The sequence below is a fragment of the Candidatus Pantoea floridensis genome, from assembly GCF_900215435.1.
Taxonomy (GTDB): Bacteria; Pseudomonadota; Gammaproteobacteria; order Enterobacterales; family Enterobacteriaceae; genus Pantoea; species Pantoea floridensis.
This window is the reverse complement of sequence record NZ_OCMY01000001.1, coordinates 1581623-1594499: the sequence shown is the minus strand read 5'-3', so window position 1 is coordinate 1594499 and position 12877 is coordinate 1581623. Positions and strand designations below refer to the sequence as shown.

Below are 12877 nucleotides of genomic sequence, written 5' to 3'. Positions count from 1 at the left end.
ATCTATCTGTGGATCTGATGTGGCAGGAAATATCAAGGCGTCGCCGTTAGCCAAAATAACCCGGAATAAGGCATTTTAAGGAAGTCGTGATGAACCGTCTCCAGATCTGCCTGAGGGTTGAGGTCGGTGAATAGCTGCGGATGCAGGAATTTCGCCATGGCTTCTACTGCCAGGATATTGAGCGGACTGTCATAGAACTGATGATAAATTACCATCACATCGCGCTGTTTCACCGCCTTCAGCACGTTGAGACCGTTGCGATTCAGCAAATGATCAAGGCGTTGCTGAGCGAGCTTAAGGTCAGCGGTATAACCGAGCGGCACGCCGATACTCTGTTTATAGTTATCGCTCCAGTCTGCGCCGGTCATCAGGTATTTGCCCGGTTGGCTGGTAATCAGCTGCTCAAGGCCGATGGTGCCATTTTTGCCCGAGAACAGATCGCTGCCCACATTCTTCCCGCCCGCCGTTTCAATAAATTCGCCAAAGCTGCCTTTGCCATAGGTGAAACAACACTCGTCGCCGGTCATGCCCGCATGACGCTCAATAAACACCAGCGGACGCTGTTGGGCGGTGAGGGATGCTGTGCGATCGCGGATCAGGCTCAGACGCTGTTGGTAAAACTGACTCCAGGCTTCCGCATGCTGTTCATCGCCCAGCACTTTGCCCAGCAGGCGAATGCTCGGCACGCTGTTGCTTAATGGGCGCAGGCGAAAATCGATGAACACCACCGGAACGCCAATCTTCTCCAGCTGATCCAATACACGACTCTGCTTCAGCTTCTCCAGCACCCCGAAATCAAAAATGATCAGATCAGGACGCATCTGCACCGTGCGTTCAACGCTGAAATCACTCAGGTAAGCATTCTCCAGCATCGGCAGCTTGCTCAGCTGCGGAAAGCGTTGCAGGTAGAGCGCATAGAGATCCGGCGCTTTGGTTTTAAGCGTGTTATCCCAGGCAATCAAATTTTTGAAGGGATCGTCAGGATGCACGATTTGCAGCGCCTGTAGCGCCCGGGCATCAGCCAATATCACGCGCTGCGCCGGATGCGCTAGCGTCACCTGGCGGCCGGCAATGTCTGTGACAGTAATGGGATCGGCCGCGACGCATGCTGCAGCAGTAAGCAGCAGGCTCGCCAGCAGCGCGCGAATGAGGGGGAATCGCATGGTCAATCAACCTGTAAAAGTGGAACGGAAACTGGGCTGTTAACCCTTTCATATCAAGGTTACAGCCATAAAAAGCGTGCCGCATAAACAAAAGAGCGTTTACGCATCAACTTGCCTTACTTTATAATTGATAATGGTTATTATTCATATTCTTGTTTCTTTTTTAAAACAAAAACAGTTGTCTTATTGGGGATTGATTTAATAAATGTTAAAGGGTTATCACTATTCGCTGCTTGCGAGCGCCATCGCCTTCGCATTACCCACCCATGCTGCAGAAACATCAACTTCTACAACCGCCGATCGTACCGACAACTTAACCGTGGTGGGCAACTGGCTCGACAATGCTGATCCAGACAGCGTGGTGCTTGACCATCCCGGCGCGCGAACCATTGTTTCCAGTCAGCAGGTGAAAGAGAAAGGGGCTGAAACGGTTTCCGAAGCTCTGCGCGGCATTCCCGGCGTGCAGGTCCAGGAAAACAACGGTACGGGCGGCAGTGACGTGTCGCTGAACGTCGGCGTACGTGGTTTGACCTCACGCCTCTCTCCGCGCTCCACCATTATGATGGATGGCGTGCCTCTGGCCGTTGCACCGTACGGCCAACCGCAGCTGTCGATGGCGCCTCTGTCGATGGGCAATATTCAGTCGATTGACGTGATTCGCGGTGGCACCGCGGTACGCTACGGGCCGCAAAACGTGGGCGGGGTGATTAACTTCGTCTCCAAAGAGATCCCGAAAACCTTCGGCGGCGGCGTCAGCACGCAGACCGAAGGCGCAGAACATGGCGGATTGAAAACGCTTACCAGTGCTTCCATCGGCGGTACCGCCGATAACGGTTTCGGCGCGGAGTTGCTCTACTCCGGACTGCACGGCCAGGGCTATCGCGCCAACAATGACAATACCGATATCGATGATTTCATGCTGAAGACTCGCTATGACTTCACGGATAAAGATCAGCTAACTGCCAACTTCCACTACTACAACGCGTCAGCGGGGATGCCGGGTGGTTTAACGGCAGCGCAGTACAAGGCCAATCCGTTCCAGTCGGTGCGTCGCTACGATCAATTTGAAGGCCGCCGTCAGGATATGTCATTCAAATATCGCCATCAGGAAGAGGATAGCCAGCTTGAAGTGCTGACTTACTTCACCAAAAGTTTCCGTACCAGTGATATTCAAAGCGGCATTGGCACCGGTGTGAATCTGGGTAAAAGTCGTCTGGCTGCCGCACCGCGCCATTATACGACCTGGGCGATAGAGCCGAGTTATTCCCGGATGTTCCGCATCTGGGATATGGCGCATGAAGTCACGGTAGGTTACCGCTATCTAAATGAAACCTCTGATGAAAAGGGCTATCGCTCAGGGTGGTACGATCCGGACACCACCTTTTCTGCGCCGGATGCTAAAGAAAATTATTACCAGCATTCGTCAGGCGGTTCTGAAGCTCATGCGGTATATATCGATGACGCGGTAAACGTCGGCAACTGGACAATCACGCCGGGTGTGCGTTACGAAAATATCAAAACTCACGTCTCAGATGGTTTTGCCAATATTGACCGCAACAAGTCATACAGCGAACCTCTGCCGTCGCTGAATGTGATGTATCACCTGAGTGATTCATGGAAACTGTTCGCCAACGCCAATACCTCCTTTGGTAGCCTGCAATACTTCCAGCTGACGCGCGGTGGCAGTGGCGGCCAGCCTGCACCCGGTCTTGAGCCGGAAAAAGCCTATACCTATGAAGTGGGAACGCGTTACGACGATACCGTGGTGAAAGCTGAGCTGACGGCGTTCTACATCGATTTCAACAACCAGCTGCAGTACATCAACAATACCATTGGCTGGACCACGCTGGGTGCCACGCGGCATGAAGGGATTGAGCTGGCGCTGAACTACGATTTGAGCGAGTGGGCACCCGCGCTGGAAGGGATGAGCCTCTACACCACCTACACGTACACCAAAGCCACGGCGCAGAAAGGGGAGTTTGCCGGTAAAGATCTGCCGTTTTACTCGCGCCAGGTATTTACCGTGGGTTCCCGTTATCAGACCGGAAATTGGGTATGGAACTTAGACGGTTTCGCCCAGTCTGGCCAGCGTTCGCCGGGTTCTGCGGACGCCGGCAATGGATACATTACCGAAGAGACGCCTGATGGTCAGTATGGTGATATTCCGGGCTGGATGGTGTGGAACGCGCGCGGCGAGTATGACTTCGGCCCAGCGTGGTCAAATCTGACGCTGGGGGCCGGGGTGAAAAACCTGTTTGACCAGCGCTACTTCACCCGATCCACCGATAACAACTACGGCAAGTATGTGGGTGAACCGCGTACATACTTCGTGCAGGCGTCGGTAAAGTTCTAATTCAGCACATAAAAAAGCCGTCATCCTGCGATGACGGCTTGTTACTGGCGATGGGGTTGCCCCGATGAACTTAACGCCAGGATTTGTAACGGTTGATCAGGCCATTGGTCGAGCTGTCGTGGCTACTGATTTTCGCGTCATTCTCCAGCTCTGGCAGAATGCGGTTTGCCAGCTGTTTACCCAACTCAACGCCCCATTGGTCAAAGGTGAAGATGTTGAGAATCGCGCCCTGGGTGAAGATCTTGTGCTCGTACAGCGCGATCAGCGCTCCGAGGCTAAACGGCGTAATTTCACGCAGCAGGATGGAGTTGGTTGGACGGTTGCCCTGGAACACCTTGAACGGCACGATGTGCGCCACGGATTCGGCCGATTTACCGGCATCGGTGTACTCTTTCTCTACCACATCACGCGACTTACCAAACGCCAGCGCTTCGGTCTGCGCGAAGAAGTTCGATAGCAGTTTTGGATGATGATCGGCCAACACGTTGTGGCTCAGCGCCGGGGCAATGAAGTCGCACGGAATCAGTTTGGTGCCCTGATGAATCAGCTGGTAAAACGCATGCTGACCGTTAGTGCCCGGCTCGCCCCAGATGATTGGACCCGTCTGGTAATCCACTGGATTGCCTTCACGATCGACGTATTTACCGTTGGACTCCATGTTGCCCTGCTGGAAGTAGGCAGCAAAGCGGTGCATGTATTGGTCGTACGGCAGAATGGCTTCGGTTTCTGCACCGAAGAAGTTGTTGTACCAGATACCAATCAGCGCCAGCAGCACCGGCAGGTTCTGCTCGGCAGGCGTGTTGGCGAAGTGTTTGTCCATGGCATGCGCGCCGCTCAGCAGCTGCTCGAAGTTCTCGAAGCCAATAGACAGAATGATCGACAGACCGATGGCTGACCACAGTGAATAGCGGCCACCTACCCAATCCCAGAACTCGAACATGTTGTCGGTATCAATACCGAACTCACCGACCGCTTTGCCATTGGTCGACAGCGCGGCAAAGTGCTTCGCCACGTGCTGTTGGTCGCCTGCGGTTTTCAGGAACCAGTCACGCGCGCTGTGGGCGTTGGTCATGGTTTCCTGGGTGGTGAAGGTTTTGGAGGCGACGAGGAACAGCGTGGTTTCCGGGCTGAGATCTTTCAACGTTTCGGCGATGTGTGTGCCATCGACGTTGGAAACAAAGTGCATGTTGAGGTGATTTTTGTACGGACGCAGCGCTTCGGTCACCATGAAGGGGCCGAGGTCGGAACCACCGATACCAATGTTAACCACGTCGGTGATCGCTTTACCGGTATAGCCTTTCCATTCGCCGCTGATGATGCGCTCCGAGAAGCCTTTCATCTTCGCCAGCACCGCGTTGACTTCCGGCATCACGTCTTTGCCATCGACCACAATCGGCGTGTTGCTGCGGTTACGCAGCGCTACGTGCAGTACCGCGCGCTCTTCGGTGCGGTTGATCTTCTCGCCAGAGAACATCGATTTAATGGCGCCTGCCAGATCGGTCTCTTTAGCCAGCGCCTGTAATTTTTCGAGGGTTTCCTCGGTGATGCGGTTTTTTGAGAAATCCACCAGCATCTGGTCATCGAAAGTGGCAGAGAATTTCGCAAAACGATCGGCATCTTGCGCAAACAGGTCGGCAATTTGCACCGATTTCATCTGTTCAAAATGCTGCTGCAGCGCTTTCCAGGCTGCGGTTTGTGTCGGATTGATATTTTTCATGGCAACACTCTAGTTGAAATAAGAACCGTCATTCCATCCGGGGCATCCTGCTGGCCCGGCATCCTTAGCATTCTTGCACGGGGTTGAGTATGACCACAGTTACCACCGAAGGGAAAAAATTTGTGACCGTGGCCGCAGTGTTTCAGGTAAATCCGGCGGCGATTGTCAGCGGAACGCCAGGAAATTTCCCTGTGCCGCATCAGCAAAAAGCCGCGTTTGTTGCATTCGGACTCTACTTTAGGTCGGTGTCGGTCATCACGTTTGTTCAACGATGCGTTTACCGAAGTGTAAAGGTGAGCAAATCTTCAACCTGAAATAAACCTAGCCAAAATAATGCGAGTTTCAGGAAGGCGGCAAGTGTATTCATCTCAAGAGCTTACTGAAGTAAATGACTGAGATGAAGAGACGCAGCCAACGCACCTGAAACTTGACGTATGAAGGGTATGGACAGCAGAACAATTAATCAGTACTTTATGCGCGCTACTTACACCTCCGGGTGTAAGCCAGAAGAGGCGCGTCGCCCAGGCAGTGTGTTTGAGGATCCGTATCCGCAGATAACACATCAGGGGGTGTGACGCCGAGGTGGGGCAACACGCGGGGTGTTGCACTGTCGGCTGCAGGGGCTGAATCCTCTGGGTTGTCACCAGAATCGTCCACAGTCGGACGCTTCGCAAGGTGAAGCGCTTCTGGGTGACTTGTCTTCTGATCTTGTCTGCCCAATTCTGCTCTTCTCTTGTGCCTAGGCTGCTACTATGTCTTCCGCCCCAAAAACGGAAGAAAGATAACCTGACACGGGGTTCGTTACATGTCTCAACATCTGATCGTGGCTAAATTTGGCGGCACCAGCGTTGCCGATTTTGATGCTATGAACCGCAGCGCGGATGTCGTGCTGTCAAATGCCAATACTCGCTTAGTGGTGCTCTCTGCTTCCGCTGGCGTCACCAACCTGCTGGTTTCTCTTGCTGAAGGCCAGGAACAAGCGCAGCGCGCGTACCTGCTGGATGAAATCCGCCGTATTCAGTACGCCATCATCGATCGCCTGCAGTCACCGGATGTGATTCGCGACGAAATCGATCGCATGCTGGAAAATATCACCATGCTATCTGAGGCCACGTCGCTGGCGACTTCGCACGCGCTGACCGATGAGCTGGTCAGCCACGGTGAGCTGATGTCGACGCTGCTGTTCGTGGAGATCCTGCGCGAGCGTCAGGTAAACAGCGAATGGTTCGACGTGCGTAAAGTGATGCGCACCAGCGACCGTTTTGGCCGCGCGGAACCGGAAGTGGCTACGGTGAAAGAGCTGGCGGCGGCGCAGCTGCAGCCACGTATTGCTGAAGCGCTGGTGGTGACACAAGGCTTTATCGGCAGCGAAATTAAAGGCCGTACCACCACGCTGGGCCGTGGCGGTAGCGACTACACCGCCGCGCTGTTAGGCGAAGCGCTGCAGGCGGCGCGTATCGATATCTGGACTGACGTTGCGGGCATCTACACCACCGATCCTCGCGTGGTGCCAACGGCAAAACGTATCGAAGAAATTACCTTCGAAGAAGCCGCTGAAATGGCGATTTTTGGCGCCAAAGTGCTGCATCCTGCCACGCTGCTGCCAGCAGTGCGCAGCGATATCCCGGTGTTTGTCGGTTCGAGCAAAGATCCGGCCGCCGGCGGTACGCGCGTGTGCAACGAAACCAAAAATCCACCGCTGTTCCGGGCACTGGCGCTGCGTCGTAAGCAAACGCTGGTGACGCTGCATAGCCTGAATATGCTGCATGCCCACGGCTTCCTCGCCGAAGTGTTCAACATCCTGGCGCGCCACAGCATCTCTGTCGATCTGGTTACTACCTCCGAAGTGAGCGTGGCGCTAACGCTGGATAGCACCGGCTCCACCACCACCGGTGACAGCTTGCTGACGCAGGCGCTGCTGACTGAACTCTCTTCGCTGTGTCGTGTGGAAGTGGAAGAGAATCTGGCGCTGGTGGCGATCATCGGCAATAACCTATCGAAAGCCTGTGGCGTGGGCAAAGAGGTCTTCGGCGCTCTGGAGCCGTTTAATTTACGCATGATTTGCTACGGTGCCAGCAGCTACAACCTGTGCTTCCTGGTGCCAACGCCAGATGCAGAAGAGGTGGTACGCGCACTGCATAAGAATCTTTTTGGTTCCTAAGGCAAATTTTTAGCGGTAAAAATCAAGCCGGACATGGTCCGGCTTTTTTATTGGTAAATTTTTTTAAACAATAATTTAAGCCTAGCGGTAGCGTCGCTTTCGAGCCAGACATTTCTGAAAAATCCCGGATAAGCGCCTGAGACCCTTCTTGTTTTCACTGGAATTGCCTAAAAATCACACTAATCTCTCATTCAGCGGTTGTGCTTTAATCGCCTGAAACGATAATCCCGCCGCGAAAACATTAAATTATTTGAGGGAATAGATATGAAAAGGCTCGTGGCAGAAAGTCTCGGCACATTTGTGTTGGTTTTGGGTGGTTGTGGTAGCGCGGTGTTGGCTGCAGCGTTTCCAGAACTGGGCATTGGTTTTGCGGGTGTCGCACTGGCGTTTGGTTTAACGGTTTTGGTGATGGCGTTTGCCGTTGGCCATATCTCAGGTGGCCATTTTAACCCGGCGGTGACGATTGGTTTAACCGCTGGCGGACGTTTTCCAGCGGCTCAGGTAGTGCCTTATATTATTGCACAATTGGTCGGCGCGATTGCGGCGGCAGGCGTGTTGTATCTGATCGCCAGTGGTAAAGCGGGTTTCGATGCGGCTGCTAGCGGCTTCGCGTCCAACGGTTACGGTGAACACTCACCGGGTGGCTTTAGCCTGCAGGCGGGCATGATCAGCGAGTTGGTTCTGACGGCAGTGTTCCTGGTTGTGATCATGGGGGCGACCGATAAATATGCTCCGGCAGGTTTTGCGCCAATTGCTATCGGTCTGGCGTTAACGCTGATCCATCTGGTGAGCATCCCTGTCACCAACACCTCCGTCAATCCGGCGCGCAGTACCGGTGTTGCCATCTTCCAGGGGGGTTGGGCATTGGAGCAGCTGTGGATGTTCTGGGTGTTACCGATTATTGGTGCCGCGATTGGTGGTGTGATCTACCGCTTTTTGCTGGAAAAAGCAGAGTAATTTCGCCGTATTCCACGGATCGGCAGCAGCCGATCCGCATTTGTCCCCGCAGGCGTCTTCCCGCCTTACGTCATGATAATGAAATGTTATGATCCTGCCTCCGTCGCTGTGGTCGTTCCCTGCGCGACATTTCATCTGTGGCAATAATAAAATAATTCCTAAGGAAGTCTGGTTATGCTCGGCAAACTTACTCGCCTGTTCCCGCTCTGGGCCGTGCTGCTCTCGGTTGCGGCTTATTATTCACCTTCCACCTTTCTTGGCATTGGTCCGTGGGTCACCTATCTACTGATGCTGATTATGTTCGGCATGGGCGTAACGCTCAATATTGATGATTTCAAACGCGTGCTGGTACGCCCGGCGCCGGTGATTGCCGGGACTTTCCTGCACTACCTGGTGATGCCGCTGGCCGCGTGGGGACTGGCGAAACTGTTCCAGATGCCACCCGATCTGGCGGCAGGCATGATTCTGGTCGGTAGCGTGGCGAGCGGCACCGCATCTAACGTGATGATCTATCTGGCCAAGGGGGATGTGGCACTGTCGGTGACCATCTCGTCGGTGTCGGCGCTGGTTGGCGTATTCGCTACGCCGCTGCTGACGCGCCTCTATGTCGATACGCACATTCAGGTGGATGTCGTCGGCATGCTGCTTAGCATTGTGAAAATCGTGGTGATCCCTATCAGCCTTGGCTTGATTATCCACCACTCGATGAATAGCGTGGTGCGCCGCGTAGAGCCTTATCTGCCGGCATTTTCCATGGTGTGTATTCTGCTTATTATCAGTGCGGTAGTGGCAGGCAGCCAAAGCTTTATCGGTTCGGTCGGCTTAATGGTGATTGCGGCGGTGATTCTGCACAACGCGATTGGTCTGCTAGGCGGTTACTGGGGCGGCAAACTGTTCGGCTTCGATGAATCGACCTGCCGCACGCTGGCGCTGGAAGTGGGTATGCAAAACTCCGGTCTGGCGGCGACGCTGGGCAAACTCTACTTCTCACCGCTGGCAGCACTGCCGGGCGCGCTGTTCTCGGTGTGGCACAACCTTTCCGGTTCGCTGCTGGCCGGTTACTGGTCAGGTAAGCCGGTAGATAAGAAAAAGCCGTGATTAAATTTTATGGGGTGCCATAGCCGCACCCCTGTGCTTTACCATTTAATCAGCCATTCTTTTTCGGATTGTGATAAATAAAGCAAAAGATAAGGCGCTGGATATGATGTAAATTAACATGATATCCATGCTTTCAATGCTTACTAATTTAGATTGGGTGACTAGCTCAGCAGATTTTTTCCATGCAATCAGCCATCCTGTAATTAATAAAGTGAATGTGTTTGTTATCTGAAACGCAATCTGAAATATACATTCTTTATAAGTGCTGAATTTAACTACTCTATTGAATAAACGAAATGCTGCGCTTTGATAAAACAAACAGAATAATGCAGCATAGAGTGGTGCAGTGAAGATAACGCTAATGTCAGATGTTATGCCATCGAATCCGATAAGGTAAAAATCCAGAATTTGATGACAAGAATAGAAACCATAAAGCAAAGCAAGTGCAGCAAATACTAATGGTAAGCAGAAAGCTCTCATCTTTACCTCTATGAAGTAATATCACGCATCACGGCGGAAAGTTGATGAATGGGGTCTAGTAATTTCAGCTGACCACTATTTGAATCATATCTAGCTGCAGCCATCGGATCATCCTTTCCGCCGTTAGCCATAACAAATTGCGCATCCGAACGGCCATAAAGTTTGATGTCAGGGATGGGGTCTTGACCAAAAGCCAGAATTCTTTGCGTTGGGATGGGGTGATCGCTGGTCAAAAAAGTAGAAACGCTTTTAATATTCAAACCCGGGTAGACGAGAGGCGTTGTTCTAAATTCCGAACCTGCATAATCCAAAGCAAAGCGGGTTTCGTTGTCTTTAGAGTTTTGTTGCTCAAGCTCTGAACCTGCGAAAATTTTCAAATGATCCCATAATGAAGCATTTGCAGGTGTGATTCTTTCTCCGTCAAGAAAAAGGTCTTGCTTGCGGTAGAGTTGGTAAACAACTTTATATATCTGAACCAGTTCAGAACCAATTCCATGCCAGTTTGGCACGTCACGATTATAAATCCTTTCAATGATGATAAATATTCCTGTCGCTTTGTAAGAATCGATATTATTTAACATGGCATCCTCCTGGTGTTCAGAAAATATACCCATTTTTTTGAAAGAAGTGTGATGCCTTGATGAGAGAGTACAACTTTAAGTAACTACTTATAGTTACATCCTACAATTCTTAAGCCAATATTCGAAATTAAACGCTGATATTCATATCGTAATGCTTGTCAGTTAAGAGCCTCCCAATAACCCAGCGCACACATTGTAGCGGCGCAATTCATTGCGCGATAAATCGCGCCGCTACAGAATGTGCAGTGATTCAATGCGGCGCCTAACTGAGCGGCATGATGATATTCATATCGTGCTTCTCCTGAAGATAATTACAACTTCAGGTAAGTACGAATCCCATCAAGAAACATCTGCGTTGCCAGCATAATCAATATTAATCCCATCAGGCGTTCCAGCGCGTTAACCCCTTTATCGCCGAGCAGGCGTAAAAATAGCCCCGACATCAGCAAAATCACCACCGTCACGCCCCATGCAATCAGCAGCGCGCCGACCAGATGCGTCATCTGATTGGGATACTGATGCGATAACAACATCAGTGTCGCCAGCAGCGACGGGCCGGCCACCAGCGGAATCGCCAACGGCACCAGGAACGGCTCTTCACCGGCAGGCAAGCCGCTGGTGCTGCTTTCGCCGGAAGGGAAAATCATGCGGATGGCGATCAGGAACAGGATGATGCCGCCGGAAATCGACACGGTTTCGGTGCGCAGATTGAGAAACGCCAGAATGCGCTCACCGGCGAACAGAAACAGCAGCATCAGAATCAGCGCGATCAGCATTTCGCGCATCAGCACCACCCGGCGGCGCTTGGGTTCGAGGTGCTTTAATACCGACATAAAGATCGGCAGGTTGCCCAGCGGGTCCATAATCAACAGCAGCAATATGGTCGCGGATATCATTTCAGTCATGTCAGGTAAACCATCCTATCGATTTGGCCGGGGGCCATTATTAGTTGTACTGCTGAAAAAGTTAGCGCAATCGAATTAATTCACTTGCCAGAAGTGCTGCATTTTGTAGAGTTGACGGTCATAGGTAAACCTGATTATTACGCAGACGGGCGCGATCGTTCGGCCGGTCTTTTCCTCGCACCACATAGGGCCTCTCCAGAAGCGCCCGAGACGGACAGAAAATGAAGAATGTAGGTTTTATTGGTTGGCGTGGCATGGTCGGCTCAGTGCTGATGTCACGCATGAGCGAAGAACGCGATTTTGACGTCATCAATCCGGTCTTCTTCTCCACGTCACAGCTTGGTCAGGCGGCACCGGCGTTCGGCACTAAGTCGACCGGTGCGCTGCAGGATGCTTTCGATATCGAGGCGCTGAAGGCGCTGGATATCATTATCACCTGCCAGGGCGGCGATTACACCAGTGAAGTCTACCCGAAGCTGCGTGAAAGCGGCTGGCAGGGCTACTGGATTGATGCGGCTTCCACGCTGCGCATGAAGGATGACGCCATCATCATTCTCGATCCGGTGAACCACAATGTGATTCGTCAAGGCCTTGATAACGGCATTAAAACCTTCGTCGGCGGCAACTGCACCGTGAGTCTGATGCTGATGTCACTCGGCGGACTGTTTGCCAACGATCTGGTGGAGTGGGCATCGGTTGCGACTTATCAGGCGGCGTCCGGTGGCGGTGCGCGTCATATGCGTGAACTGCTGACCCAAATGGGCATGCTGCATGATCACGTGGCGAAATCACTGCAGGATCCGGCTTCCGCGATTCTGGATATCGAGCGTAGCGTTACTGATTTCACGCGTTCTGGTACCTTGCCAACCGACAACTTTGGCGTACCGCTGGCGGGCAGCCTGATTCCATGGATCGACAAACAGCTGGACAACGGCCAGAGTCGCGAAGAGTGGAAAGGCCAGGCGGAAACCAACAAAATCCTGCGCACCAGCAGTATGATTCCGGTTGATGGCCTGTGCGTGCGCGTTGGTGCGCTGCGCTGCCACAGCCAGGCATTTACCCTGAAGCTGAAAAAAGACCTGCCGCTGAGTGAAATAGAACAGCTGCTGGCTTCGCATAACGAGTGGGTCAAAGTGGTGCCAAACGATCGCGAAATCACCATGCGCGAACTGACGCCTGCCGCCGTTACCGGCACGTTGACCACGCCGGTTGGCCGCCTGCGTAAACTGAATATGGGGCCTGAATACCTTTCTGCCTTCACCGTGGGCGATCAGTTACTGTGGGGCGCGGCTGAACCGCTGCGTCGCATGCTGCGTCTGCTGATTGACTAAGCGCAGCGGCAAACCAGACAGGCCGGGGTTTCCCGGCTTTTTTTTGACCTTCAGGCTGCAAAAATTCATGCAAATTGCGCCAGACAAGTGATCCGCTTCCCCTTTTTGCTCGCCCGACAACAATTTTTCGC

Annotated in this window: 11 protein-coding genes and 1 riboswitch; of the genes, 6 read left to right on the top strand and 5 right to left on the bottom strand. The window is 52.7% G+C overall.

The window, feature by feature from the left end; genetic code table 11:
* Positions 1-32: 32 nt before the first annotated feature.
* Positions 33-1163: an ABC transporter substrate-binding protein gene (locus tag CRO19_RS07450; RefSeq protein ID WP_097095281.1), complete on the bottom strand. Its 1131-nt coding sequence runs from the start codon at positions 1161-1163 to the stop codon at positions 33-35.
* A 205-nt stretch (positions 1164-1368) separates the two neighbouring features.
* Here CRO19_RS07450 and CRO19_RS07445 point away from each other — a divergent pair, with 205 nt between their 5' ends.
* Positions 1369-3516, top strand: a complete 2148-nt coding sequence (locus tag CRO19_RS07445; RefSeq protein ID WP_097095280.1) for a TonB-dependent receptor family protein — start codon at positions 1369-1371, stop codon at positions 3514-3516.
* A 70-nt stretch (positions 3517-3586) separates the two neighbouring features.
* On the opposite strand, the gene pgi is transcribed toward CRO19_RS07445, so the two are convergent.
* Positions 3587-5233 carry a glucose-6-phosphate isomerase gene (gene pgi, locus CRO19_RS07440; RefSeq protein WP_097095279.1) on the bottom strand — a complete coding sequence of 549 codons (1647 nt, stop codon included), beginning with the start codon at positions 5231-5233 and terminating at the stop codon, positions 3587-3589.
* A gap of 89 nt (positions 5234-5322) precedes the next feature.
* Between pgi and CRO19_RS25815 the strand changes: the two genes are divergently transcribed.
* The 4 genes from CRO19_RS25815 to panS all read left to right on the top strand — a co-directional run bounded on the left by CRO19_RS25815 (position 5323) and on the right by panS (position 9449).
* Positions 5323-5547, top strand: coding sequence for a hypothetical protein (locus tag CRO19_RS25815; protein ID WP_141400223.1), 225 nt, complete (start codon positions 5323-5325; stop codon positions 5545-5547).
* Between the two features lie 185 nt (positions 5548-5732).
* A riboswitch (Lysine riboswitch) is annotated at positions 5733-5927 on the top strand.
* A 111-nt stretch (positions 5928-6038) separates the two neighbouring features.
* A complete protein-coding gene (lysC, locus tag CRO19_RS07435; protein WP_097095278.1) occupies positions 6039-7394 on the top strand; it encodes a lysine-sensitive aspartokinase 3 in 1356 nt (451 codons plus the stop codon).
* A 264-nt stretch (positions 7395-7658) separates the two neighbouring features.
* Positions 7659-8351 carry an aquaporin Z gene (gene aqpZ, locus CRO19_RS07430; protein WP_097095277.1) on the top strand — a complete coding sequence of 231 codons (693 nt, stop codon included), beginning with the start codon at positions 7659-7661 and terminating at the stop codon, positions 8349-8351.
* A gap of 174 nt (positions 8352-8525) precedes the next feature.
* Positions 8526-9449 carry a ketopantoate/pantoate/pantothenate transporter PanS gene (gene panS / locus CRO19_RS07425; protein WP_097095276.1) on the top strand — a complete coding sequence of 308 codons (924 nt, stop codon included), beginning with the start codon at positions 8526-8528 and terminating at the stop codon, positions 9447-9449.
* Between the two features lie 45 nt (positions 9450-9494).
* On the opposite strand, the gene CRO19_RS07420 is transcribed toward panS, so the two are convergent.
* From CRO19_RS07420 to CRO19_RS07410, 3 genes are all read right to left on the bottom strand, one after another.
* Positions 9495-9929, bottom strand: coding sequence for a hypothetical protein (locus CRO19_RS07420; RefSeq protein WP_097095275.1), 435 nt, complete (start codon positions 9927-9929; stop codon positions 9495-9497).
* Positions 9930-9937: 8 nt separating this feature from the next.
* Positions 9938-10510, bottom strand: a complete 573-nt coding sequence (locus CRO19_RS07415) for a hypothetical protein (protein WP_097095274.1) — start codon at positions 10508-10510, stop codon at positions 9938-9940.
* A gap of 311 nt (positions 10511-10821) precedes the next feature.
* Entirely contained in the window at positions 10822-11415 is a 594-nt protein-coding gene (locus CRO19_RS07410; RefSeq protein WP_097095273.1) for a YhgN family NAAT transporter, read from the bottom strand.
* Between the two features lie 221 nt (positions 11416-11636).
* Between CRO19_RS07410 and asd the strand changes: the two genes are divergently transcribed.
* Positions 11637-12746, top strand: coding sequence for an aspartate-semialdehyde dehydrogenase (gene asd, locus CRO19_RS07405; RefSeq protein WP_097095272.1), 1110 nt, complete (start codon positions 11637-11639; stop codon positions 12744-12746).
* The last annotated feature ends 131 nt before the right edge of the window (positions 12747-12877 follow it).